The organism is Leclercia sp. W17, assembly GCF_003336325.1.
GTDB lineage: Bacteria > Pseudomonadota > Gammaproteobacteria > Enterobacterales > Enterobacteriaceae > Enterobacter.
Map to the genome: position 1 here is coordinate 1,184,308 of NZ_CP031101.1, position 25,605 is coordinate 1,209,912.

Annotated in this window: 16 protein-coding genes and 3 pseudogenes; 14 read left to right on the top strand and 5 right to left on the bottom strand. The window is 58.6% G+C overall.

Annotation, left to right across the window (positions count from 1 at the left end):
• The first annotated feature begins 2 nt into the window (after positions 1-2).
• Together yfhb and tadA are read left to right on the top strand one after the other, a co-directional pair.
• Positions 3-638, top strand: a complete 636-nt coding sequence (gene yfhb / locus DVA44_RS05890; protein ID WP_114385949.1) for a phosphatidylglycerophosphatase C — start codon at positions 3-5, stop codon at positions 636-638.
• A gap of 30 nt (positions 639-668) precedes the next feature.
• A complete protein-coding gene (gene tadA / locus DVA44_RS05895) occupies positions 669-1,208 on the top strand; it encodes a tRNA adenosine(34) deaminase TadA (protein WP_114314212.1) in 540 nt (179 codons plus the stop codon).
• On the opposite strand, the gene mltF is transcribed toward tadA, so the two are convergent.
• Complete coding sequence (mltF, locus tag DVA44_RS05900) at positions 1,096-2,646, bottom strand: membrane-bound lytic murein transglycosylase MltF (RefSeq protein ID WP_114385950.1); 1,551 nt, start codon at positions 2,644-2,646, stop codon at positions 1,096-1,098. The two genes, tadA and mltF, sit on opposite strands and share 113 nt — an antisense overlap.
• A gap of 268 nt (positions 2,647-2,914) precedes the next feature.
• Here mltF and purL point away from each other — a divergent pair, with 268 nt between their 5' ends.
• From purL to glnB, 5 genes are all read left to right on the top strand, one after another.
• Complete coding sequence (gene purL, locus DVA44_RS05910; RefSeq protein ID WP_114385951.1) at positions 2,915-6,802, top strand: phosphoribosylformylglycinamidine synthase; 3,888 nt, start codon at positions 2,915-2,917, stop codon at positions 6,800-6,802.
• A gap of 577 nt (positions 6,803-7,379) precedes the next feature.
• Complete coding sequence (qseE, locus tag DVA44_RS05915) at positions 7,380-8,813, top strand: two component system sensor histidine kinase QseE/GlrK (RefSeq protein ID WP_114385952.1); 1,434 nt, start codon at positions 7,380-7,382, stop codon at positions 8,811-8,813.
• Positions 8,810-9,586, top strand: a complete 777-nt coding sequence (gene qseG, locus DVA44_RS05920) for a two-component system QseEF-associated lipoprotein QseG (RefSeq protein WP_114385953.1) — start codon at positions 8,810-8,812, stop codon at positions 9,584-9,586. The genes qseE and qseG overlap by 4 nt, the downstream gene beginning before the upstream one ends.
• Entirely contained in the window at positions 9,583-10,920 is a 1,338-nt protein-coding gene (gene glrR / locus DVA44_RS05925) for a two-component system response regulator GlrR (protein WP_114314215.1), read from the top strand. Before qseG ends, glrR begins: the two co-directional genes overlap by 4 nt.
• Before the next feature lie 79 nt (positions 10,921-10,999).
• The gene (gene glnB / locus DVA44_RS05930) at positions 11,000-11,338 is read left to right on the top strand and encodes a nitrogen regulatory protein P-II (protein WP_003860685.1); all 339 of its coding nucleotides are present in this window, start codon (positions 11,000-11,002) and stop codon (positions 11,336-11,338) included.
• A gap of 86 nt (positions 11,339-11,424) precedes the next feature.
• On the opposite strand, the gene hmpA is transcribed toward glnB, so the two are convergent.
• Positions 11,425-12,615, bottom strand: coding sequence for an NO-inducible flavohemoprotein (hmpA, locus tag DVA44_RS05935; RefSeq protein ID WP_114385954.1), 1,191 nt, complete (start codon positions 12,613-12,615; stop codon positions 11,425-11,427).
• Between the two features lie 304 nt (positions 12,616-12,919).
• Here hmpA and glyA point away from each other — a divergent pair, with 304 nt between their 5' ends.
• The gene (gene glyA / locus DVA44_RS05945; protein WP_103180737.1) at positions 12,920-14,173 is read left to right on the top strand and encodes a serine hydroxymethyltransferase; all 1,254 of its coding nucleotides are present in this window, start codon (positions 12,920-12,922) and stop codon (positions 14,171-14,173) included.
• 48 nt (positions 14,174-14,221) lie between these two features.
• Here glyA and DVA44_RS05950 read toward each other — a convergent pair whose 3' ends face one another.
• Positions 14,222-14,644: a DoxX family protein gene (locus DVA44_RS05950; protein WP_103180736.1), complete on the bottom strand. Its 423-nt coding sequence runs from the start codon at positions 14,642-14,644 to the stop codon at positions 14,222-14,224.
• A 127-nt stretch (positions 14,645-14,771) separates the two neighbouring features.
• On the bottom strand, positions 14,772-15,968 hold the full coding sequence (locus DVA44_RS05955) for an ROK family protein (protein WP_114385955.1): 1,197 nt from the start codon (positions 15,966-15,968) through the stop codon (positions 14,772-14,774).
• A 114-nt stretch (positions 15,969-16,082) separates the two neighbouring features.
• Here DVA44_RS05955 and DVA44_RS05960 point away from each other — a divergent pair.
• The 6 genes and pseudogenes from DVA44_RS05960 to DVA44_RS05985 all read left to right on the top strand — a co-directional run.
• Positions 16,083-18,731: pseudogene (locus DVA44_RS05960) on the top strand (DUF5107 domain-containing protein); the annotation flags it as partial.
• A gap of 87 nt (positions 18,732-18,818) precedes the next feature.
• Positions 18,819-20,025, top strand: a pseudogene (locus DVA44_RS05965) (IS3 family transposase).
• Positions 20,026-20,062: 37 nt separating this feature from the next.
• Positions 20,063-20,710, top strand: a pseudogene (locus tag DVA44_RS05970) (DUF5107 domain-containing protein); the annotation flags it as partial.
• A gap of 71 nt (positions 20,711-20,781) precedes the next feature.
• Positions 20,782-22,224 carry a sugar porter family MFS transporter gene (locus DVA44_RS05975; protein ID WP_114314220.1) on the top strand — a complete coding sequence of 481 codons (1,443 nt, stop codon included), beginning with the start codon at positions 20,782-20,784 and terminating at the stop codon, positions 22,222-22,224.
• Complete coding sequence (locus DVA44_RS05980; protein ID WP_114385958.1) at positions 22,224-23,057, top strand: aldose 1-epimerase; 834 nt, start codon at positions 22,224-22,226, stop codon at positions 23,055-23,057. Before DVA44_RS05975 ends, DVA44_RS05980 begins: the two co-directional genes overlap by 1 nt.
• Before the next feature lie 81 nt (positions 23,058-23,138).
• Positions 23,139-24,275 (top strand): 3-phenylpropionate MFS transporter, encoded by a 1,137-nt coding sequence (locus tag DVA44_RS05985; RefSeq protein ID WP_114385959.1) that lies wholly within the window; start codon positions 23,139-23,141, stop codon positions 24,273-24,275.
• On the opposite strand, the gene csiE is transcribed toward DVA44_RS05985, so the two are convergent.
• Positions 24,272-25,549 carry a stationary phase inducible protein CsiE gene (csiE, locus tag DVA44_RS05990; protein WP_114385960.1) on the bottom strand — a complete coding sequence of 426 codons (1,278 nt, stop codon included), beginning with the start codon at positions 25,547-25,549 and terminating at the stop codon, positions 24,272-24,274. The two genes, DVA44_RS05985 and csiE, sit on opposite strands and share 4 nt — an antisense overlap.
• Positions 25,550-25,605: the final 56 nt, after the last annotated feature.

The following is a 25,605-nucleotide window of genomic DNA, read 5'->3' on the forward strand; positions in this document are numbered from 1 at the left end:
GTTTGGCAAATAACGAGCGTCGCGTAGTCTTTTTTGATCTGGACGGAACGCTGCATCAGCAGGATATGTTCGGCACCTTTATGCGCTATTTACTGCGCCGACAGCCCCTGAATGCCCTGCTCGTATTGCCTCTGCTGCCGATCATTGGCGGCGCGTTGCTGGTTAAAGGCCGCGCCGCCCGCTGGCCGATGAGCCTGCTGCTGTGGGGGTGCACCTTCGGCCACAGCGAAGCCCGGCTTAAACAGCTGGAGAAAGAGTTTGTCAGCTGGTTTCGCGAGCATGTCACCGCCTTTCCGGTGGTGCAGGATCGGCTGACAAACTACCTGGACGCCAACGATGCCGACATCTGGCTCATCACCGGCTCGCCGCAGCCGCTGGTGGAACAGGTCTATTTTGATACCCCCTGGCTGCCGCGCGTTAACCTGATCGCCACCCAGATTGGCCGCGCCTACGGCGGCTGGGTGCTGACCATGCGCTGTCTTGGGCATGAGAAGGTGGCACAGCTGGAGAAGAAAATTGGCACCCCGCTGCGGCTCTACAGCGGCTACAGCGACAGCAAACAGGATAACCCGCTGCTCTACTTCTGCCAGCACCGCTGGCGCGTCACGCCGCTGGGCGAACTTCAGCAACTGGAATGATTTTGTGATTATGCATAGCGGGTGTGTATAATGCGCCCGCTTTTCAGACTGGAGTATGCTGCGTTGTCCGACCCTGAACTTAATCATGAATACTGGATGCGCCATGCGCTCCAGCTTGCCCAACGTGCCTGGGATGAAGGCGAAGTCCCGGTCGGTGCCGTGCTGGTACACAATAATCAGGTGATCGGCGAAGGCTGGAATCGCCCGATTGGTCGCCACGACCCCACCGCCCATGCCGAAATTATGGCCCTGCGCCAGGGCGGGCTGGTGCTGCAAAACTACCGCCTGCTGGACACCACCCTGTATGTCACTCTTGAACCTTGCGTCATGTGCTCCGGCGCCATGATCCACAGCCGGATCGGTACGGTGGTGTATGGTGCGCGGGATGAAAAAACCGGTGCGGCAGGTTCGCTGCTGGATGTGCTCAGTCACCCCGGCATGAACCATCAGGTCAAGGTTATTGGAGAGGTGCTGGCACCAGCGTGTTCGGCGATGCTAAGTGACTTCTTTCGAATGCGGCGTCAGCAGAAAAAGCAGCAAAAGGCAGAATCGAAGTTATCGGGTGAGTAAGCTCATCCGGTGCCACCACCGGATAGGCCTGGGCCAGCTGCTGGGCTGCCTGCGCCTCTTTCTCTTTCTCCATCAGATACCCCACCAGGCTTATCTGGTATTTGCGGATATTTTCCACGTAGGCGTACGCCTCGTGGCCGCGCGCGTAGCCATAGGTCAACTTGCTGTAATAAGGCTTCTGGCTCAGCAGCGGCAGACGCTGTTTTACATCTGACCAGCTGTCGGGGTTGCCTTTGGTTTTCGCGGTCAGGGCGCGGGCATCGATCATATGGGCATAGCCCATGTTATAGGCCGCCAGCGCAAACCAGATCCGCTCCTCTTCCGGGACGCTCTCCGGCACTCTGTCCATCATCGCCTGCAGGTAGCGCGCGCCGCCGCTGATACTCTGCTCAGCATCGGTACGATCGGTCAGGCCCAGGCTCTGGGCGGTGTTTTTGGTCAGCATCATCAGGCCGCGTACCCCCGTTGGCGAGGTGGCCAGCGCGTCCCAGTGAGACTCCTGGTACGAGATGGCGGCCAGCAGTCGCCAGTCAATCTCCTGGGCATACTTCACAAACAGCGGCTTCAGCGTCGGCAGGACATTATCCACCGCCCGCAGGAAGCTGCGGGTATCGACATAGTCGAAGCCATCCCCGTGACCGAGGTACTTCTCCTCCAGACGCGCCAGCGTGCCGTCTTCATTCATTCTGTTAAAGAAATCGAGCATGGCGGCGGAGAGCGTCTGGTCGGCGTCGAGAGGGCTGAACCAGGTGACAGGCTGCTCGTCAGTGACGTCCAGCGCCACGGCCAGCTCCGGGTGAACGCGCTGAAACAGGCTAATGGCAACCGAGTCGGCGATGGTGTAGGGCAGTTTCCCGTCCGTCACCTGTTCCAGCAGCGCCGTGGTGCCGAGCTTCTTATCAACCTTCCAGCTAAGTTCAGGGTACTTTTTTTCTTTCAGCGCCCGAAGGTCGTCAATGACGACATGGCCCGGGGCAACGGTGAGCTGCTCAGCGGTGAGTCCGGCAAGCGTGCGTGGTCGCAGGCTGCCTACGCGATAGACCAGCTGCTGTGAGACAGAGTAGTAGGTTGGGCCTGGCTGATAGTTTTTGCTGCGCTCGCTGTTATAGACCAGGCCAGCAGCCAGCATGTCAGCCTTGTCATTGTCCAGGTCGTCAAACAGCTGGCTGATGTTCTGGCGTACCGTAATCTTGAGCTTTACGCCCAGATAGTCAGCAAAATGCTGTGCCAGTTCGTAATCCAGCCCAATGACTTTATCGTTGATCGCACTGTAGGTGAGGGGAGAGGCCACGGTACTGACGTGCAGCTCCCCCCGCGCCTGAATGGCGGCGATGCGATTTTCGGCTTTACCGAACCAGGGGATTGAAGGCCACAGGGCCGCTGCCAGCAGCAGGGTCACGATGCCGATGAACAGATAATTAATCTTTAATTTTTTCAATAAGTTGATTCTATGAGCTGTGTATTATTTTGGTTTGTAGTCGTCACAGTAAAAACAAGTATTACCAAAGATTTCGCGGCATTTTGCGTAAAGTTACGCCACTTGGCAACTTATTAGCGGGAAAGGCAACACCAATGGTTAAATGACGACGACGATTTTATTACGACGCAAACGGTTTCGTCGGCGCGCAGGATCCACTATAATGGCGCCCGTTTTCCCCCCTTGCGCACACTGTAAGCGCCTCCGGCGCTTCGAAGACGAGAGACTTATGATGGAAATTCTGCGTGGTTCGCCTGCACTGTCTGCCTTCCGTATCAATAAATTGCTGGCACGTTTTCAGGCGGCCGACCTTCCGGTAAGCAATATTTACGCTGAGTATGTCCATTTTGCTGACCTGAATGCGCCCTTATCGGCAGACGAGCGGGGCCGACTGGAACGCCTGCTGAAGTACGGGCCAAGCCTGAGCAGCCATACCCCGAACGGTAAACTTCTGCTGGTCACGCCTCGCCCTGGTACCATCTCCCCCTGGTCTTCTAAAGCAACCGACATCGCCCATAACTGTGGTCTGAGCCAGATTAACCGTCTGGAGCGGGGCGTAGCCTATTACGTTGAAGCCGCAAGCCTGACTCACGAACAGTGGTCAGTCGTGGCAACAGAACTGCACGACCGCATGATGGAGAGCGTGTTCGCCTCTCTCGACGACGCGCAGCAGCTTTTCTCTCACCATCAGCCTGCGCCCGTGCAGAGCGTGGACCTGCTGGGTGAAGGCCGTCAGGCGCTGATTGACGCCAACCTGCGTTTAGGCCTGGCGCTGGCCGAAGATGAAATCGACTACCTGCAGGACGCGTTCATTAAGCTGAACCGCAACCCGAACGACATCGAACTCTATATGTTCGCGCAGGCCAACTCAGAGCACTGCCGCCACAAGATTTTCAACGCCGACTGGATTATCGACGGTGAGCAACAGCCAAAGTCGCTGTTCAAAATGATCAAAAACACCTTCGAGCAAACCCCAGATCATGTGCTGTCGGCCTATAAAGACAACGCCGCAGTCATGGAAGGTTCCGAGGTGGGCCGCTTCTTCGCCGATCGCGAAGCGGGGCGCTATGATTTCCATCAGGAGCCAGCGCATATCCTGATGAAGGTCGAAACCCACAACCACCCAACGGCGATCTCACCGTGGCCAGGTGCCGCCACCGGCTCCGGCGGTGAAATCCGTGACGAAGGCGCAACCGGTCGTGGCGCTAAGCCAAAAGCGGGTCTGGTCGGTTTCTCCGTCTCCAACCTGCGTATCCCGGGCTTTGAACAGCCGTGGGAAGAAGATTTTGGCAAACCAGAGCGTATTGTTACCGCGCTGGATATCATGACCGACGGCCCGCTGGGCGGCGCGGCGTTTAACAACGAATTTGGTCGTCCGGCTTTGAACGGTTACTTCCGTACCTACGAAGAGAAAGTGGACAGCCACAACGGCGAAGAGCTGCGCGGCTACCATAAGCCGATCATGCTGGCAGGCGGGATCGGCAACATTCGCGCCGATCACGTGCAGAAGGGCGAGATCGTCGTAGGTGCCAAACTGATCGTGCTGGGCGGCCCGGCGATGAATATCGGTCTGGGCGGCGGGGCAGCCTCCTCTATGGCATCCGGCCAGTCTGATGCGGATCTCGATTTCGCCTCCGTACAGCGCGACAACCCGGAGATGGAGCGCCGTTGCCAGGAGGTGATCGACCGCTGCTGGCAGCTGGGCGACGCCAACCCGATCCTCTTTATTCACGACGTGGGCGCGGGCGGTCTCTCCAACGCCATGCCGGAGCTGGTGAGCGACGGCAACCGCGGAGGCCGCTTCAACCTGCGCGACATCCTGAGTGATGAACCTGGCATGAGCCCGCTGGAGATCTGGTGTAACGAATCCCAGGAGCGCTACGTGCTGGCCGTTGCCCCGGATCAGCTGCCGCTGTTTGACGAGCTCTGCCGTCGCGAGCGCGCCCCGTATGCGGTGATCGGTGAGGCCACCGAAGAGATGCACCTCTCCTTAAGCGATACCCATTTCGACAACCAGCCGATCGATCTGCCGCTGGACGTGTTGCTGGGTAAAACGCCGAAGATGACCCGCGACGTTGAATCCCGCAAAGCCAGCGGTAAAGCCCTCGACCTGCAGGGTGTGACGGTTGCCGAGGCGGTAAACCGCGTTCTGCATCTGCCGGCAGTGGCGGAGAAAACCTTCCTTGTCACCATCGGTGACCGTACCGTGACCGGCATGGTCGCCCGCGATCAGATGGTGGGCCCGTGGCAGGTGCCGGTGGCGAACTGCGCGGTCACTACCGCCAGCCTCGACAGCTACTATGGCGAAGCGATGGCGCTGGGCGAACGTTCCCCGGTGGCGCTGCTGGACTTTGCCGCTTCTGCCCGCCTGGCGGTGGGTGAAGCGCTGACTAACATTGCCGCCACCCAGATTGGCGACATCAAACGTATCAAGCTCTCCGCCAACTGGATGGCCGCAGCAGGTCACCCGGGTGAAGACGCCGGGCTGTACGAAGCGGTGAAAGCGGTGAGTGAAGAGCTCTGCCCGGCGCTGGGCCTGACCATTCCGGTGGGTAAAGACTCCATGTCGATGAAAACCCGCTGGCAGGAAGGCAACGAACAGCGCGAGATGACTTCGCCGCTGTCGCTGGTGATCACCGCCTTTGCCCGCGTGGAAGATGTGCGTCACACCATTACCCCGCAGCTCTCTACCGAAGACAACGCCCTGCTGCTGATTGACCTGGGTAAAGGTCACAACGCACTGGGGGCCACCGCACTGGCGCAGGTTTATCGCCAGTTGGGCGACAAAGCGGCAGACGTGCGCGATGTGGCGCAGCTAAAAGGCTTCTACGACGCCATTCAGGCGCTGGTGGCGCAGCGTAAACTGCTGGCCTACCACGACCGTTCCGACGGCGGCCTGCTGGTCACCCTGGCGGAAATGGCCTTCACCGGCCACTGCGGCGTGGAAGTGAATATTGCCTCTCTGGGTAACGATAATCTGGCTGCGCTGTTCAACGAAGAGCTGGGCGCCGTGATTCAGGTGCGTGCGGCCGATCGCGAGGCAGTGGAAGCGCTGCTGGCACAGTACGGTCTCGGCGACTGCGTACATTATCTGGGTAAAGCGGTGAGCGGCGATCGTTTTGTTATCGACGCGAATGGCCAGACGGTCTTTGCCGAAAGCCGCTCCACGCTGCGTATGTGGTGGGCGGAAACCACCTGGCAGATGCAGCGTCTGCGCGATAACCCGGCGTGCGCCGATCAGGAGCACGAGGCGAAAGCCAACGACAACGATCCGGGCCTGAACGTGAAGCTGTCGTTCGACATCAATGAAGATATTGCCGCGCCGTACATTGCGAAGGGTGCGCGTCCAAAAGTGGCTGTCCTGCGTGAGCAGGGCGTCAACTCCCACGTTGAGATGGCGGCCGCCTTCCACCGTGCAGGCTTCGATGCCATCGACGTTCACATGAGCGACCTGCTGGCAGGGCGTACCGGTCTGGCTGATTTCCAGGCGCTGGTGGCTTGCGGCGGCTTCTCCTACGGTGACGTGCTGGGCGCGGGCGAGGGCTGGGCAAAATCCATCCTCTTCAACGAACGCGTCCGCGATGAGTTCGAAACCTTCTTCCATCGTCCACAGACCCTGGCGTTGGGCGTCTGTAACGGCTGCCAGATGATGTCGAACCTGCGTGAGCTGATTCCGGGCAGCGAAGCCTGGCCGCGCTTTGTGCGTAACCAGTCCGATCGCTTCGAAGCGCGTTTCAGCTTGGTGGAAGTGACCCAGAGCCCGTCTCTGCTGCTGCAGGGAATGGTAGGATCGCAGATGCCAATCGCTGTCTCCCACGGTGAAGGGCAGGTTGAACTGCGTGATGCCGCGCATCTGGCGGAGCTGGAGAGCAAAGGTCTGGTGGCGCTGCGCTTTGTCGATAACTTCGGCAAGGTAACGCAAAACTACCCGGCAAACCCGAACGGCTCTGCCAACGGGATCACCGCGGTGACCAGCGAAAGCGGTCGTGTCACGGTGATGATGCCGCACCCTGAGCGCGTGTTCCGCACCGTCAGCAACTCCTGGCACCCGGAAAACTGGGGCGAGGACAGCCCGTGGATGCGTATCTTCCGCAACGCGCGTAAGCAGTTAGGTTAAGAGATCGTTGTTGTGCCCGGTGGCGCTTCGCTTACCGGGCCTCCAAAGGCCGGATAAATTTTGTAGGCCGGGCAAACGCAGTGCCGCCCGGCAATTCCCCAGTGTCGCAAATGTGCGACAACTCACATTCTGCGGTGTCTCCAAAAGGAGACACTTAAGTTTTTGATTTTTATAGGGGTAGCAAGAATCCTCTCAGGGTGTTGCCGATTAGCGACAGATAGCCTGAAAATCATCACGGGCTGAATGAATCGCTGAAACCCTATAAGTTCATACTTTTCAACATATTAATATTTTTATTTGCATTTTGGCACATCTGTTGCATAATAGTAACCAGTGGCTCATTCACCTTCTTATGTCAGCCCCTTCGGGACGTGCTACATAAACTTCGAATGACGCACAAAAAGGTGCCTGCCGTCCAACTACTGATCATAGCGTTGCTTTATCAGACCCAGGGCGAAACGTCGAGTTAGGCACCGCCTCATTCCACAACAAAGCCGGGTTTTTAACCCGGCTTTGTTGTATCTGAACGCATGTCCGGCTAGCATCCCCTTACCCCCTCGCGACAGAGAGTAATGCGTTGAAACGCTGGCCAGTTTTCCCTCGCTCCTTACGACAGTTAGTCATGATGGCCTTCCTGCTGATCCTGCTGCCTTTGCTGGTGCTGGCTTGGCAGGCGTGGCAGAGCCTGAACGCGCTTAGCGCACAGGCGGCGCTCACCAACAGAACCACCCTGATTGATGCCCGCCGCAGCGAGGCGATGACCAATGCTGCCCTGGAGATGGAGCGCAGCTACCGGCAGTATTGCGTGCTCGATGACAGAACGCTGGCGCGGGTCTACCAGGATCAGCGTAAGCGCTACAGCGATATGCTCGACGCCCATGCCGGTGTACTGCCCGACGATAAGCTCTATCAGACGTTGCGCCAGGATCTTAACGCGCTGTCCCAGCTGCAGTGCATTAACAGCGGGCCTGATGCCCAGGCCGCTATGCGGCTGGAGGCCTTTGCGAATGCCAATACCGAGATGGTTCAGGCGACCCGGTCGGTGATCTTCTCCCGCGGGCAACAGCTCCAGCAGGAGATTGCCGAGCGCGGCCAGTTCTTTGGCTGGCAGGCGCTGGTGCTTTTTCTGCTCAGCCTGCTGTTAGTGCTGCTCTTCACCCGGATGATCATCGGCCCGGTTAAGGGCATTGAGCGGATGATCAACCGGCTGGGGGAGGGGCGCTCGCTGGGCAATACCGTAGCCTTTACCGGCCCGCGCGAACTGCGTTCGGTCGGGCAACGTATCATCTGGCTGTCGGAGCGGCTGTCGTGGCTCGAATCCCAACGCCACCAGTTTTTACGCCATATTTCCCACGAACTGAAAACGCCCCTCGCCAGCATGCGTGAGGGTACCGAACTGCTGGCCGATGAGGTTGCCGGGCCGCTGACCCCGGAGCAGAGAGAGATTGTCGAGATCCTCGATGCCAGCAGCCGCAACCTGCAAAAGCTGATTGAACAGCTGCTCGACTACAACCGTAAACTGGCCGACGGGATACCGGAACTGGAGCGCGTAGAGCTCGCGCCGCTGGTGGATATGGTGCTGTCTGCTCACAGCCTGCCTGCACGGGCTAAAATGATGCATACTGAACTGGCGCTGGCGACACCCGCCTGTTTAGCCGAGCCGATGCTGCTGATGAGCGTGCTGGATAATCTTTATTCCAATGCGGTGCACTATGGTATTGAATCCGGTACCATTTATGTTCGCAGTTTTACGCGCGGCTCGCGAGTCTGTATCGATGTCGCCAACACCGGAAGCCCGATCCCCGACGATGAAAAAGCGATGATCTTTGAACCCTTTTATCAGGGGAGTCATCAACGAAAAGGGGCGGTGAAGGGAAGCGGCCTGGGGCTGAGTATCGCCCGCGACTGTATTCGTCGTATGCATGGAGAGCTTAACCTTGTCACTGACGACCATACCGATGTGTGCTTTCGCATCGAACTGCCGCTTGAGTCGGAAAAACCACTAAAATGAATCTAAATCTGGTGAGTATGTCACACATCTTTTCCCGCGCCATTAACGCGGTATTTTCCGGTCACTCTCTCTTTCTGAGCCTTCCCTGCCTGCTGCTGGCCGGGTGCGTTACCAGTACGCCGACCAGTGCCATCAGCGACAAGCAGGGTGAAAAATTGCCTGAGCATCAGCTGGCGGACTTCCTGTCTACCGACTGCAATAATATCTGGCAGCTGCACGGTCAGGAGACCGACAGCAACCCGCTTTACTGGCTGCGCGGCATGGACTGCGCAGATCGCCTCTCACCCGCCGCCGCGCGTGCAGAGGCGAGGGGATGGGACGATGATACCTGGCAGGAGAGTTTTAAACGCGGGATCCTGCTGGCCAATGCAAAAATTAACCCGGTAGAGCGGCGCCAGTTGACCACCCGTCTGGATGCGCTGAGCCCGCAGATCCCGGCCCAGGTACGCCCGCTGTATCAGTTGTGGCGACACGGTCAGGTGCTGCAACTGCAGCTGGCGGAGGAGCGTTTCCGCTACGGTAAGCTGCAGCAGACCACCGACGGTGAACTGGATACCCTGCGCCAGCAGCAGCAATACCTGCGGGCGCAGTTGGACACCACAACCCGCAAGCTGGAAAACCTGACCGATATTGAACGGCAGCTCTCCACCCGTAAGCCGGTCAGTAACTATCTGCCGGACGCGCCGAAGAGTGCCGCGTCGCCCGCCGGCACCGAGGGTGATGCGACAGAGCCGAAAAGCGATGCCCCGAAACAGGAGGAGGTAAAGCCATGACAAGCCGAAAACCTGCGCATCTTTTGCTGGTGGATGACGATCCCGGTTTGCTGAAGCTGCTGGGGATGCGTCTGGTGAGCGAGGGTTACAGCGTCGTGACCGCCGAAAGTGGTCAGGAGGGGCTGAAAGTGTTGGGCCGCGAGAAGATCGATCTGGTGATAAGCGATCTGCGGATGGACGAAATGGACGGCATGCAGCTCTTCACCGAGATCCAGAAGCTCCAGCCCGGCATGCCGGTGATTATTCTTACCGCCCACGGCTCCATCCCGGATGCGGTGGCCGCCACCCAGCAGGGGGTCTTTAGCTTCCTCACCAAGCCGGTGGACAAAGACGCGCTCTACAAAGCGATTGATGATGCGCTTGAGCACGCCGCCCCTTCGGGCGACGACACCTGGCGGGAGGCGATCGTCACCCGCAGCCCAATTATGCTGCGTCTGCTGGAGCAGGCGCGGATGGTAGCGCAGTCCGATGTCAGCGTGCTGATTAACGGCCAGAGCGGCACCGGGAAAGAGATCCTCGCCCAGGCCATTCACAACGCCAGCCCGCGCGGCAACAACGCTTTTATCGCCATCAACTGCGGGGCGCTGCCCGAACAGCTGCTGGAGTCCGAGCTCTTTGGACATGCGCGCGGCGCCTTTACCGGCGCGGTCAGCAGCCGGGAAGGGCTCTTCCAGGCCGCGGAAGGCGGCACGCTATTCCTCGATGAAATTGGCGATATGCCTGCGCCTTTGCAGGTCAAACTGCTGCGCGTGTTGCAGGAGCGCAAAGTGAGACCGCTCGGCAGCAACCGCGATATCGACATCAACGTGCGCATCATCTCCGCCACCCACCGGGATCTGCCCAAGGCGATGGCCCGCAACGAGTTCCGTGAAGATCTCTTCTACCGTCTCAACGTCGTTAACCTGAAGATCCCGGCGCTGGCGGAGCGGGCAGAAGATATTCCGCTGCTCGCCACCCAGCTGCTGCGCCAGGCCGCCGAGCGGCACAAGCCGTTTGTCCGTGCATTTTCCACCGATGCCATGAAGCGGCTGATGACCGCCAGCTGGCCCGGTAACGTGCGTCAGCTGGTGAACGTGATTGAGCAGTGTGTGGCGCTCACCTCCTCGCCGGTGATCAGCGATGCGCTGGTGGAGCAGGCGCTGGAGGGCGAAAACACCGCCCTGCCGACCTTCGTTGAAGCCCGCAACCAGTTTGAACTTAACTATCTGCGTAAGTTATTGCAGATCACCAAAGGCAACGTCACCCATGCGGCGCGCATGGCGGGGCGTAACCGCACCGAGTTTTATAAGCTGCTCTCGCGCCATGAGCTGGAAGCAAACGATTTTAAAGAGTGATGCGCTAAATTCCGCCTGAATATGATACTGTGAGCAACCGATTACGAGGCAGCTGACAGGCATAAGTTTAAGGACCACCATGAAAAAGATTGATGCGATTATTAAACCTTTCAAACTGGATGATGTGCGCGAAGCGCTGGCAGAAGTCGGCATTACCGGCATGACGGTGACAGAGGTGAAAGGCTTTGGTCGTCAGAAGGGCCACACCGAACTCTACCGTGGCGCAGAATACATGGTCGATTTCCTGCCAAAGGTGAAGATTGAAATCGTGGTGTCGGATGACATCGTGGATACCTGCGTCGATACCATTATCCGCACCGCGCAGACCGGCAAAATTGGTGATGGCAAAATCTTCGTCTTTGACGTGGCGCGCGTGATCCGTATCCGTACCGGCGAAGAAGACGACGCAGCGATTTAATTACCCGTTGTTTGACATCCCGTAGGCCCGTGCAAGCGGAGCGCCGCCGGGCAAAAAAAAGCCCCTCTACTGAGGGGCTTTTTGCATTACAACACCTTATGCGGGCCGAAGCACTCGTAGTGAATGTTCTCTTTATTCACACCCAGCTCAACGAGCTGCGCCGCGGCATACTGCATAAACGCCACCGGGCCACACACGTAGAACTGCATCTCCGGGGCGTGGAACTGCTCTTTATGCTCGCTTAACGCCATCAGGCCTTCGCTGTCGAAGCGGGCAGCGGCACGGTCGTCATCCGACGGCAGGCGATACCAGGTATGGGCAGTGAAGTGCGGCAGGCCGGCAGCCAAGCTTTTCACTTCATCAGAAAACGCATGCACTTCGCCATTCTCTGCAGCGTGGAACCAGTTCACCTGTGCCTTATGCTGCGCCTTCGCCAGGGTATCCAGCATCGCCAGCATCGGAGTCTGGCCGACACCGGCGGAGATCAGCGTCACCGGGGTATTGCTCTCAACGGCCATAAAGAAATCGCCTGCAGGCGCGGCCAGATGCACCACATCACCCACGCGGGCTTCGTTATGCAGCCATGTTGAAACCTGGCCGCCTTCCTCGCGTTTTACCGCAATGCGATAGCTTTTGCCGTTTGGCTTACGGGTCAGGGAGTACTGGCGGATCTCCTGATGCGGGAAGCCTTCAGGCTTCAGCCACACGCCCAAGTACTGGCCCGGCTGGTAATCGGCAACCGGCTGGCCGTCGACGGGTTCAAATTCAAAGCTGGTGATAAGCTGGCTGCGCGGGGTTTTTTCCACGATACGGAAGGCGCGGGTACCTTCCCAGCCGCCGGTCTTACTGGCGTTTTCGCTGTAGATCTGCGCTTCACGGTTGATAAAGACGTTCGCCAGCACGCCGTAGGCTTTGCCCCAGGCGTCCAGCACTTCCTGGCCCGGGCTGAACATTTCGTCCAGGGTCGCCAGCAGGTGGGTGCCAACAATGTTGTACTGCTCAGGTTTGATCTGGAAGCTGGTATGTTTCTGAGCGATTTTTTCCACTGCTGGCAGCAGGGCCGGCAGGTTCTCGATGTTACTGGCGTAGGCGGCAATGGCGTTGAATAACGCTTCGCGCTGATCGCCGTTACGCTGGTTGCTCATGTTAAAAATCTCTTTGAGCTCCGGGTTGTGCGCGAACATACGATCGTAAAAATGGGCGGTAAGTTTAGGACCCGTTTCGACCAGCAGGGGAATCGTGGCTTTTACGGTAGCGATGGTTTGGGCATCTAACATAGCAGCTTCCTTCAAATGTTACTTTAATAGTGTATTTTGAATGCATCTTATAAAAAATAACCCTGCTTTGTAAATGGTTCTTTGCAACATGAATTAACTGCATCACAAACCTGAAAAGAATTCCCTTTTGCAGGGCGAGGACGCTATTCCTCAAACCCTTGCGTGGCGGGTAGGTAAACGTTTGCGTAAAATCCTTTGTCAAGACCTGTTATCACTCTGCTAATCAGTTATACTGTTGCCCGTCGTCCATCAGGACTGCCTTTTCAGGCCAAAATTTACTTGTTAGCTGAGTCAGGAGATGCGGATGTTAAAGCGTGAAATGAACATTGCCGATTATGATGCCGAACTGTGGCAGGCTATGGAGCAGGAAAAAGTACGTCAGGAAGAGCACATCGAACTGATCGCCTCCGAAAACTACACCAGCCCGCGCGTGATGCAGGCGCAGGGCTCTCAGCTGACCAACAAATACGCTGAAGGTTACCCGGGCAAGCGCTACTACGGCGGTTGCGAATATGTCGATGTGGTTGAACAGCTGGCAATCGATCGCGCAAAAGAACTGTTTGGCGCTGATTACGCTAACGTGCAGCCGCACTCTGGCTCTCAGGCTAACTTCGCGGTCTATACCGCACTGCTGCAGCCGGGCGATACCGTTCTGGGTATGAACCTGGCGCAGGGCGGCCACCTGACTCACGGCTCCCCGGTTAACTTCTCCGGCAAACTGTACAACATCATCCCTTACGGTATCGATGAGTCCGGTAAAATTGACTACGCCGACATGGAGAAGCAGGCCAAAGAGCACAAACCGAAGATGATCATCGGTGGCTTCTCTGCCTACTCCGGTGTCGTTGACTGGGCAAAAATGCGTGAAATCGCAGACAGCATCGGCGCATACCTGTTCGTCGATATGGCACACGTTGCCGGTCTGATCGCCGCAGGCGTCTACCCGAACCCGGTTCCACACGCTCACGTTGTCACCACCACCACCCACAAAACCCTGGCCGGTCCACGCGGTGGCTTGATCCTGGCGAAAGGTGGCGACGAAGAGCTGTACAAAAAGCTGAACTCTGCCGTCTTCCCAAGCGCACAGGGCGGCCCGCTGATGCACGTGATCGCGGCGAAAGCCGTGGCGCTGAAAGAGGCGATGGAGCCAGAGTTCAAGGTTTACCAGCAGCAGGTTGCTAAGAACGCCAAAGCGATGGTGGAAGTCTTCCTGAACCGCGGTTACAAAGTGGTTTCCGGCGGGACTGAAAACCACCTGTTCCTGCTGGATCTGGTTGATAAAAACCTGACCGGTAAAGAAGCTGACGCTGCCCTGGGCCGTGCCAACATCACCGTGAACAAAAACAGCGTACCAAACGATCCGAAGAGCCCGTTTGTGACCTCCGGTATCCGTATCGGTTCTCCGGCTGTCACTCGCCGTGGCTTTAAAGAAGCGGAAGTGAAAGAGCTGGCGGGCTGGATGTGCGACGTGCTGGACAACATCAACGACGAAGCGGTTATCGAACGCGTGAAAGCGAAAGTGCTGGAAATCTGCGCTCGCTTCCCGGTTTACGCATAAGTCTACCTCGCAGAACAAAAAGGCCGCGCAAGCGGCCTTTTTTTATGGCTAACGCCGGTCGATGGAGATAGCGCCCGGCCCTGCCACCGCCAGCAGCAGGAATCCGCCAGCGATGCTGATGTTCTTGAAGAAGTTAATCATGTTCGGCATCACCGCATCGCCACTCATATCCCAGTAGTGGTGCCCAATCAACGCCGTTCCCAGCGTATAAAAGACAAACAGCACCGCCAGTGGACGGGTAAAAAAGCCGAGCACGATAAGAATGGCGGCGGGCACTTCCATGATCACCGCCACAATGGCCGCCAGCATTGGCATTGGAGCGCCCAGCTTCACCATATACTGCACCGTGCCGTCAAAACCGAACATTTTAGGCACGCCGAAAATAATGAACAGAAGGATAAGGGCGAGACGGGCAATCAACAGGATCAGCGCCCGGGACTGACCAAAATCGAAATACCGTAGTGTGTTCATGGCAGGCTCGTTTGGGGTGGGATTTATCTTAAAGCTAATACACAAATTGCCGCCCCGCCATTCCGCTTTTCGCCATAAATCAGCCATCAGGATGATTTAAATTCCCCCCATTTCAGCATGTTCTCCGCTAGCCTTCCGCCAGCGCGTCCTCAACGAACAGAAAGCCAATGCCGATAATCTGCTGCTGCCGGGTTAAGCCGCCAAAGGCGATTTCCGTTTGCCGGTTACGCACCGCATCGCCATGATCGAAGGGGGTAAATCCAATCTGGCGATTGATGGTCTGCAGCCAGCGTTCGCCAAAGGCGCAGCTGCGGCCATAGAACCAGATTTGGTTGATATTAAGGATGTTGAGCAGGTTGTAGAGCGTCAGCCCGATGGCGTTGGCGGCCTCGTCAGCCCAGCGCTGAATTGGCGCGTTCCCCTGACGCCAGGCCTCAATCAGCTGCAGGCTGGTGAGGCTATCCGGGTCAAGCCCGAGGGTGCCGGGCTGGGATTTCAGCCATAAACGCGCCTGTTTTTTAAGGGCCGACAGGGAGGCGACCGTCTCCAGGCAGCCGTAACGTCCGCAGGCGCAGGCCACGCCGTCGCGATCGAAAATGGTGTGGCCGACCTGCCCGCTGCCGTTAAGCGTCCCGCGATAGACCTGGCCGTTAATCACGAACGAGGAGCCGATACCGTAATCGACATTAATCACGCAAAAATCGTCGCGGTTGGCCGGGTTTTGCCACTTCTCCGCCAGCGCCAGCATCACGCAGTCGTTATCCACCTTCACCGTAATGCCCAGTTTTTCTTCCAGCAGATACTTAATCTCAACCGGTTTTTTCCACGGCGCCTGGGGCATCATCTGCGACACCCCAGTGGCCGTATCGACCTGGCCGTGGATCCCCAGCGCCAGATTGATGCGCTGCCCCGGCCACTGTTTGCGCTGCTGCTGCCACAGGTTCTCAATGGCCTGCAACAACGCTTCGGGCGTCTGTGCGTTCACGTCAGTCCAGCGAAACTCGCCTAACGGCGACATGCGGGCGTCGATCAGCTGGCTCTCAATGCTGGTGGGGCTGACATTCATGCAGAGTATTAATGGCCCCTCATCGGGGATCTGATAATGGCCGCTGTTCATTCCCCGGGTGCTGAGGTTTTCACTGGAATGCCCCAGCTTTTTGTCCGCCACCAGCTCATCCAGGATCTTGCTTACTGCCGGAATAGAGAGCCCGGTGTGTTGGGCCAGCTGGGATTTGCTCAGGCGCTTGTAGCGCCAGACCAGGGACATGATCGTGCGACGGTTATGCTGTCTTACCCTGTGATTGTTCAGACCGGATAGCTGCATTCACTAAACTCCGTTAATTATATTGCGTGAGCATTACGCAATCAGCGCGCTGAATTCCTCTCTACACTGCCATCTTATCGCTTTTTACTGTTATTTGTTTACTGGAGAGTGAATATGTCTGGAGCAGTGAAGGTCTGGCGGGAGACCGTAGCATTACCGACGTGGACCACCGGCGCAGAAGATACCAACCCGATGTTCCTGGAAAAGCGCGTCTATCAGGGCTCCTCTGGCGCGGTCTATCCCTACGGCGTGACCGATACCCTGACCGGCGTTCGCGAAACCCGCGATTACCAGGCCGTCTGGATGGAAAACGACTTCATCCGCATTATGCTGCTGCCGGAGCTGGGGGGACGTATTCATCGCGCGTATGACAAAGTCCAGCAGCGTGATTTCGTCTACTACAACGAAGTGGTGAAACCGGCGCTGGTGGGGCTGCTGGGGCCGTGGATCTCTGGCGGCATCGAATTTAACTGGCCGCAGCACCATCGCCCAACCACCTTTATGCCTGTCGACGTCACCATTCAGGAGCAGGCTAACGGGGCGCAAACCGTCTGGCTGGGCGAGGCCGAGCCGATGCGCGGCCTGCAGGTGATGACCGGGTTTACCCTTTACCCTGACCGGGCATTGATTGAGATCACCGGTAAAGTCTTCAACGGCAACGCCACGCCGCGCCACTTCCTGTGGTGGGCAAATCCGGCGGTGAAGGGCGGGGACGATCACCAGAGCGTCTTCCCGCCGGACGTCACGGCGGTATTTGACCATGGCAAGCGCGCCGTCTCTGCCTTCCCGATTGCCACCGGCACCTACTATAAAGTCGATTACTCGGCGGGCGTGGATATCTCCCGCTACAAAAACGTGCCGGTGCCAACCTCCTACATGGCGGAAAAATCGGACTACGATTTCGTCGGGGCATACCATCACGGCGAGCGCGGCGGCTTGCTGCACGTGGCCGACCACCACGTGTCGCCGGGGAAAAAGCAGTGGACCTGGGGTCATGACGATTTTGGCCGTGCCTGGGATCGCAATCTGACCGATGAAAACGGCCCCTATATCGAGCTGATGACCGGGGTGTTTACCGATAACCAGCCCGATTTCACCTGGCTTGCACCCTATGAAGAGAAAATCTTCGTGCAGAACTTCCTGCCCTATAGCGAACTGGGACAGGTGCAGAACGCCAACACGCAGCTGGCGCTTAAGCTGGAACGGTGTGAGCAGCAGCTTCACCTCGGCCTCTACGCCATCGCACCGCTGCATGATGTGCGGCTCGAGCTGACCGCCGACGAAAAACCGGTCTGGGAGACGCAGCTGACCCTGATGCCGGGCGAAAGCTGGCAGCAGGCGCTGCCGGATACCTGGCCGCAGCGCTTAACGCTGAGGGTGAAAGAGGCCTCGGGCCGCACGCTGCTCCACTATCTGGAGCATATCCCGCAGGAGACGCCGCTGCCGGATCCGGCCACCGCGCCCGCCATGCCGGAAGAGATCAGCAACAGCGACGAGCTCTATTTTATCGGGCAGCATCTGGAGCAGTACAACCATGCCAGCCGCTATGCGGAAGATTACTATCGCCGGGCGCTGGCGCTGGATGCTAACGACTATCGTAATAACGTCGCGCTGGGCACGCTGGCGCTCAACCGTGCCGACTGGACGCTGGCGCAACGCTGCGCCGAAGCCGCGCTGGTTCGCGCCCATCGTCTGAATAAAAACCCCCGCGACGGCGAAGCCAGCCAGCTGCTGGCGACGGCCTTGGAGCGGCAGGGGCAGGACGACGCCGCATGGGATCACTACTACAAAGCCTCGTGGAGCGGAAACTGCCGTGATGCGGCTTTCTTATCCCTGGCGCGGCTGGCGATGAAGCGCGGCAACGCGGTTGATGCGCTGGAAAAAGTTGATATCAGCCTTAGCGTCAACGCCAGCAACAACCTGGCGATGGGGCTGAAAGCCCTCGCGCTGGCAGAGGTTAAGGGCGAAGGCGCAGCGCTGGACTACATTCAGCGCTGCCTGCAAACCCATCCTCTGAGCTACGCCCTGCACTATGCCCGCTGGGCAATCAGCCGGGACGATGCTGCCCGTGATCAACTGCTGCAGGTAACCGGTTGTCGCGGGGCCAATGCCTGCCTGCTGGCGGGCTGGTTAATCTCGATGGGCATGCGTGACGCCGCCCGGGAGATGCTGGATCTGCTCGATAGCCAGGAGACGTTGCCTCAGCTGTGGCGGGCCGCCTTAAGCGACGATCCTGCTACCCGTGCCCGCTATATTGCCGCGGCGCGGCGCTGCGAGGCCAACCGGGTGCGTTTCCCGAATGCTCTTGATGAAGTGCAGATGCTGCAAACCCTGCATGACGACCCGTATGCCTGCTATCTGCTGGGCTGCTTCTGGTACAGCAAACGCCGCTATGACGATGCGGTGAAATGCTGGCAGACCACGCTGGCACAAGAGCCGGAGTTTGCCCCTGCCCACCGCCTGCTGGGTATCTACGCCTGGAATAAACAGCACAACCTGGCGCTGGCGGAGCAGTATCTGCAGCGCGCCGTGACCCTGGAGCCGGACAACCCGCGTTTCCTGTTTGAGCTTGATTATCTCAATAAGCTCACCGGGCAGCCGGTGGCGAAACGCCTCGCCATGCTCACCGAGCGGGAGCGCGTGGCGCTGAAGCGCGATGACCTCACCGCAGAACTCCTGAGTCTGTGGAACGGTTCCGGGCGCTACGATGCTGCGGCGCAGGTACTTCAGGAGCGGCAGTTCCATCCGTGGGAAGGGGGTGATGTAGCCCCCTGAAACTCCAGACAGTAGCTGTATCTCCAGATAAGAGATAGGCTTGAATATATGTCTAACACTAACGCCAATTTTGAGATGACCGGGATCCTGTTAGGGCAAGAAGTCCGTAAACGTAAAACTCCTCAGGAGAAGATCGCCATTATCCAGCAGACGATGGAGCCGGGCATGAATGTCTCCCATGTCGCCCGCCTGCATGGCATCCAGCCCAGCCTGCTGTTTAAGTGGAAGAAGCAATATCAGGAAGGCAGCCTCACCGCCGTTGCGGCCGGGGAAGAAGTTGTTCCAGCTTCTGAGCTTACTGCTGCTCTGAAGCAGGTCCGGGAGCTTCAGCGCCTGCTGGGCAAGAAGACGATGGAAGTTGAGATCCTGAAAGAAGCCGTGGAGTACGCTCAGTCGCGAAAATGGATAGCGCACGCGCCCTTGTTGCCAAAGGACGGGGAATAGCCCTGGTCAGCCGCACCATGGGCGTGTCGCGTGCGCAGCTGTCACTGCGAATTAACCGTTCTGCCGACTGGCAGGACAGGCGCTGTAACCGGCGTGATGACGAAGCAGACGCTGAAATACTGTCAGAGATCCTCGATATCATCAGCGATATGCCCAGTTACGGCTATCGCCGTGTGTGGGGCATCCTGCGTACGCAACGTCGTACAGAGGGACTGCCCCCGTGAACGCCAAACGGCTTTACCGGCTTATGAGCGAGCATAATCTGCTGTTACTGCATGACAAACCAGAGCGGTCGAAGCGTGAACATAAGGGCAAAATCGCGGTGGCAGAAAGCGATATGCGCTGGTGTTCAGATGGCTTCGAGTTCGGCTGCGACAACGGTGAGAAGCTGCGGGTCACGTTCGCGCTGGACTGCTGCGACAGAGAAGCCATAGACTGGGCAGCGAGCACAGGAGGCTACGACAGTTCGACGGTGCAGGATGTGATGCTGAGGTCGGTGGAAAAGCGCTTCGGCGACGGGCTGCCGACCACACCGGTTCAATGGCTGACGGATAACGGTTCAGCATATACCGCGCATGAAACGCGGAGGTTCGCCAGAGAGCTGAATCTGGAGCCGTGTACAACAGCGGTGAGCAGCCCGCAGAGCAATGGCATGGCCGAACGGTTCGTGAAGACGATGAAGGAAGACTATATCGCGTTCATGCCAAAACCAGATGTGAGAACAGCCCTGCGAAACCTTGCAGCAGCGTTCACACATTACAATGAAAACCACCCGCACAGCGCGCTGGGATATCACTCCCCGAGGGAATATCGGCGGCAGCGGACATCGTTAACTTAAGATACAAAAGCTGTCCGGAGATGGCGGGTCAAGATCACATCCGTGGGAAGGGGGTGAAGGCAAAGTGACCGGGCAGTATCTGCTGAACCAGCAGCATCGTGCCCTGCAGCACATAAGCCGCGGGGAATTCCAGGAGGCGATGGCTCTGCTGCAGGCGGCATTGCACTATCCGCACAATCTGGGGGAGGGGCGTCTGCCGGGGCAAACCGATAACGATATCTGGTATCTGCTGGGGTACTGCCATGCGCAAAGTGGCGCACATGCCGACGCGCAACGCTGTTTTGCCCGGGCGGCACAGGGCGGCTCCACTCTCGATGCCGGACGCTACTACAACGATCAGCCGGCGGACTATCTGTTCTGGCAGGGAATGGCGCTGCGCCAGTTGGGCGATCCCGCCGCGGCGGAGCGCCACTTCCAGGGATTCCTGGCGTGGGTGCAGGCCCATCGCGACGACCTGCCCGAAGCGGATTTCTTTGCAGTTTCGCTCCCGGATCTGGTGGTACTGGATACGCCAGCGGGTCATCAGCACCAGCAGCATTGCCTGTTCATTGAGGCGCTGGGCTATGCAGGGCTGGGCGATCTCGCGGCCTGCAAACGCCTGTTGGGGAACTTACTGGCGCTGAACCCGGCCCACGACAAAGCGCATCTGATTCAGCATGCGCAGGCCACGGGCATTTTCCATTAACTGACCTCGCAGGTGGGGAAACCCACCTGTTAACCCTCTGTACCCTGCGTTTCCCTTAAAGAGGAATCAACATGAATAATAGCGCGCAGACACAACTGAAAATGGGCTACGTCTGGACTATCTGTCTGGTCGCCGCCTGCGGCGGCCTCCTGTTTGGCTACGACTGGGTGGTGATTGGCGGGGCCAAACCCTTCTATGAAGCCTGGTTCTCCATTACCGACCCGTCGCAGTCTGGCTGGGCGATGAGTTCCGCCCTGGTGGGCTGTATCTTCGGGGCGTTGATCTCCGGCTGGTGTGCCGATAAATTTGGCCGCAAGCGTCCGCTTATCCTCTCGGCGGTGCTGTTCAGCGCCTCAGCGTGGGGCACGGCGGTGGCGGGAAGTTTTGATATGTTTGTGGTCTGGCGCATCGTCGGCGGCCTCGGCATTGGCCTGGCCTCCGCCCTCAGTCCACTCTATATCGCTGAAGTCAGCCCGGCGGAAAAGCGCGGTCGCTTCGTAGCCATTAACCAACTGACCATCGTGGTGGGCGTGCTGGCCGCACAGCTGATTAACCTGATGATTGCCGAGCCGGTAGCGGCAGGTGCCACCCAGGAGGCCATCGTTCAGACCTGGAACGGGCAGACCGGCTGGCGCTGGATGTTTGGCGCTGAGCTGGTGCCGGCCCTGGCATTCCTGGTGCTGATGTTCTTTGTCCCGGAATCGCCGCGCTGGCTGATGAAGGCGGGCAAGCCAGAGCGTGCCCGCGCCATGCTGGAGCGTATTGGCACCCCGGCGTACGCCAGTCAAACCTTAAAAGAGATCGCCCACACCCTGGAGAAAGACACCCAGAAGGTGGCGTTCTCCACGCTCCTGCAACCGCAGGTCAAACCGATTGTCATCATCGGCATCGTGCTGGCGATGTTCCAGCAGTGGTGCGGGATCAACGTGATCTTCAACTATGCCCAGGAGATCTTCGCCTCCGCCGGGTTTGATATCAACGACACCCTGAAATCGATCGTGGCGACCGGCATCATTAATCTGGTCTTTACCCTCGCCGCGCTGCCGCTGGTGGATAAGATTGGCCGCCGCAAGCTGATGCTGCTCGGCGCCTCAGGCTTAACCATTATCTACGTGCTGATTGCCAGCGCCTACGCCATGAACATCATGGGCTGGCCGGTGCTGCTGCTGGTGCTGGCGGCGATTGCCATCTACGCCGTGACGCTGGCGCCGGTCACCTGGGTACTACTGTCGGAGATCTTCCCCAACCGCGTGCGCGGCCTGGCGATGTCCGTGGGCACGCTGGCGCTGTGGATCGCCTGCTTCCTGCTAACCTACACCTTCCCGCTGCTCAATGCCGGGCTGGGTGCGGCCGGGAGCTTCCTGCTCTACGGTGTGATCTGCGCGGCGGGCTATCTCTACATCCTGCGTAAAGTGCCGGAAACCAAAGGCGTGACGCTGGAGGCGCTGGAGGCGCAGCTGGAAAAACAGCACGGCAAGGTTGCCTCCGCAAATCATGCTGAGCGCGTGCACTAATGGAAACGCTGTTGATTGAAAACGCGCATCTACGGATGCGCGTCAACCCGCAGGGCGGCGGGTTACAGGAACTCTTTTCCCTGACCTGCGGGCAGCCGGTGTTATGGGATGGGGGCGACAGCGCGCTGTTTCCGATGGTGCCGCTGGCAAACCGGGTGGCGGGGAATCGCTTCCGGTTTCAGGGGCGGGAGGTGGTGCTGCCGCATAGTCCGGTTGATGAGCGCTTCTTCCTGCACGGTGACGGCTGGCAGTCGCGTTGGCAGATAGCTTCCCATTCCGACACGGCGTGTGTCCTCACCTTGCGCAGCCAGCATCAGTGCGGTTTTGATTATCAGGCCTGGCTGCGCTACCAGCTGCGCGGGAACGTTCTGCGGGCGGAGCTGACGCTCACCCATCTTGGTCAGGCGCCAATGCTGTACGGCCTGGGCTTTCACCCGTGGTTCTGTTTTGATGCGCAAAGCCGCCTGCGCTTCTCCGCCAGCGGCTACTGGCCGGAAGGTGAACACCATTTACCGCAAGCCTGGCAGAGCGATATCCCGGCGGATATCGATTTCAGCACGCCACGCCATGGCGGCAATCGCTGGCTGAATGTCGGCTATTCCGGCTGGAAGGGGGTGGCGACGCTGGAACATGATGTGATGAATATCACAATTACAGCGCAAACTCCGTGGCTGATGCTGTTCAGAATGTCGGGGCAATCGTTCTTATGCCTTGAGCCCCAGAGCCATCCGGTCAATGCCCACCATATGGCCGGGCAGCCTGGCCTGGTGGCGTTAGGCCGGAGAGAAAGCAGCCATTTTGCGATGGAAATTGCCGTCGAAAAGGCGCTCTGAAACTGTTAAACCGCGGTTAATACTCCCTTGCGCCAGCCCGTTTTTGCCGCCAGACTATCGCCTCCAAAACGGGAGGGATTCATGGTTTTGCATTCCACACGCTGGCTGGCGCTCAGCTACTTCACCTACTTTTTTAGCTACGGTATTTTTCTGCCTTTCTGGAGCGTCTGGCTCAAGGGGATTGGCCTTACGCCGGAGATGATTGGCCTTCTGCTGGGCTCGGGCCTGGTGGCTCGTTTTCTCGGTAGCCTGCTTATTGCGCCGCGCGTCAGCGATCCCTCCCTGTTAATCAAAGCCGTACGCGTGCTGGCGCTGCTCACCCTGGTGTTTATGGCCGGTTTCTGGGTCAGCCAGCAGTTTGCCTGGCTGATGGTGGTGATGGTGGGCTTTAACCTCTTCTTCTCGCCGCTGGTTCCGCTGACCGACGCTCTCGCCAATACCTGGCAAAAGCAGATCACTATGGACTATGGCCGGGTTCGGCTGTGGGGCTCGATTGCCTTTGTGATTGGCTCGGCGCTGGTGGGCAAACTGGTGAGCCTTTACGACTATCGCGCGATTCTGGCGCTGCTGAGCGTGGGGATCCTGTCGATGCTGCTCGGCATGCTGTTACGCCCGTCGGTGATGCCGCAGGGGGAGAGCCGTCAGCAGGAGAGCGCAGGCTGGCCCGCCTGGCGATCGCTTGTCACCCAGAGCTGGCGTTTTCTGGCCTGCGTCTGTCTGCTGCAGGGGGCGCACGCCGCCTACTATGGCTTCAGCGCTATCTACTGGCAGGGAGCTGGGTATTCGGCCTCCGCTGTCGGCTATCTCTGGTCGCTGGGCGTGGTGGCGGAAGTGATCATCTTCGCCCTCAGCAACAAACTGTTTCGCCGCTTTAGCGCCCGGGACCTGCTGCTGTTATCGGCTGTCTGCGGGATTGTACGCTGGGGTCTGATGGGCTGGACCACGGCGCTGCCGTGGCTGATTTTGGCGCAGATCCTGCACTGCGGCACCTTTACGGTGTGCCACCTGGCGGCGATGCGCTATATCGCGGCGCGCGAAGGCAGCGACGTGATCCGCCTGCAGGCGGTCTACTCCGCCGTGGCGATGGGGGGCAGTATTGCCATCATGACCGTGTTTGCCGGTTTCCTTTACCAGCATCTGGGTCACGGGGTCTTCTGGGTGATGGCGCTGGTGGCGCTGCCCGCGGTTCTCCTGCGTCCGCGCGTGGCAGCGCACTAAGTTTCCAGCATGGCGCGAATATGTTCCTGCTGCTGCGCATTCAACGCCTCGACGGCATGGATGAGCGGCGGCGAGAACAGCGGCAGGGCGGTGGTATAAGGTGTGACTACCAGGGCCGCTTCGCGCGGGGCACCATCCTTTTGAAAAGACTGTAACGTCACATAGCGAATGTTCAGCGGCAGCAGGGTCAGTTCCCGGAGCTGCTGTTCAATCAGCTCCTCGCACGCTTTATCCTCACCGGTCAGTAACACCACCTGCTTTTCATGCAGATCGGTCTCCTGCATCAGCCAGGCGCCAAAGATCACCGCCACCAGGCTCGCCTCTTCCTCGGAGAAACGCAGGCCGAATTCGGACTCCAGCTCAAACAGCACCTCCCGGGTGGTACGCATCAGGCGCGGATAGAGGCGGTGGATCTCCTCCGGCAGGCTGTTGTCGATGCCAATGCCAAACAGAGAGCGGTCCAGCGCCTGGGCAAGGTGGATATAGAGCTGAGCGGTCAGTCCCTGCTCGTCACTGAAATGCATTCCCGTTTGCCCGCGGAAGCGGTCGATCATCCGGGTAATGGCGCGGCGCAGGCGCTCATCTTCCTGGTGCGCATCGCGCAGCGGATCGGGGGTACGCAACATCATAAACAGCAGAGCCAGAAACAGCTGTTCATCCGCGTGGGGAACCTGCACCACGCGGCGCTGCCAGTGGCGTACAATCTCCTGCGCCATCAGATATTCGTTACGCGACTGGGTCCAGTTACGCTGAACCATAGTAAACTGCGGCGTCTGGCCCAGATGGTGCTGGAGCAGGCAGTATTGCAGGTAGAGCTGTAAAAACTGCGCGTCACGGCATTCAAACTGCCGTTGCAGGCGGCGGGAACAGAAATTGACCAGCGCCTGCAGGTTAGTGTCGTCATATAACGTGCGGGCAATGCCGAGCTGCTTTAGCGCGATCTTCAGAGATGGGGTAAACTGCTGCGCGATGAAGTGGGGGCAGAGGCGTAACGCCCGGCGCAACCAGTGCAGCAGGCATAAGCGTTGATTAAGGTGGCTACCTTCCAGCAGGTAGCAGCCATCATGCTGTGTCGCAATGTCGAGCTGGTGATAGCGCTGGATCTCCATGCGCATCTCGTCGATATCCTGCCGGCAGAGGGCATCATCGACGCCATTGATTTCACCGATGCTTTGCAGGGTGGCGCGAAAGCCTGGCACATAGAGCATCAACAGAACCTGGCAACGGCGCTGCGAACTGGAAAGTGCAGATGGCATTTCGAGAGTCGTCATCATCTGTCGGGTTCCAGTGAGTGTGTTTGATAAGAATAGCTAAAGGATGTACGCCATAG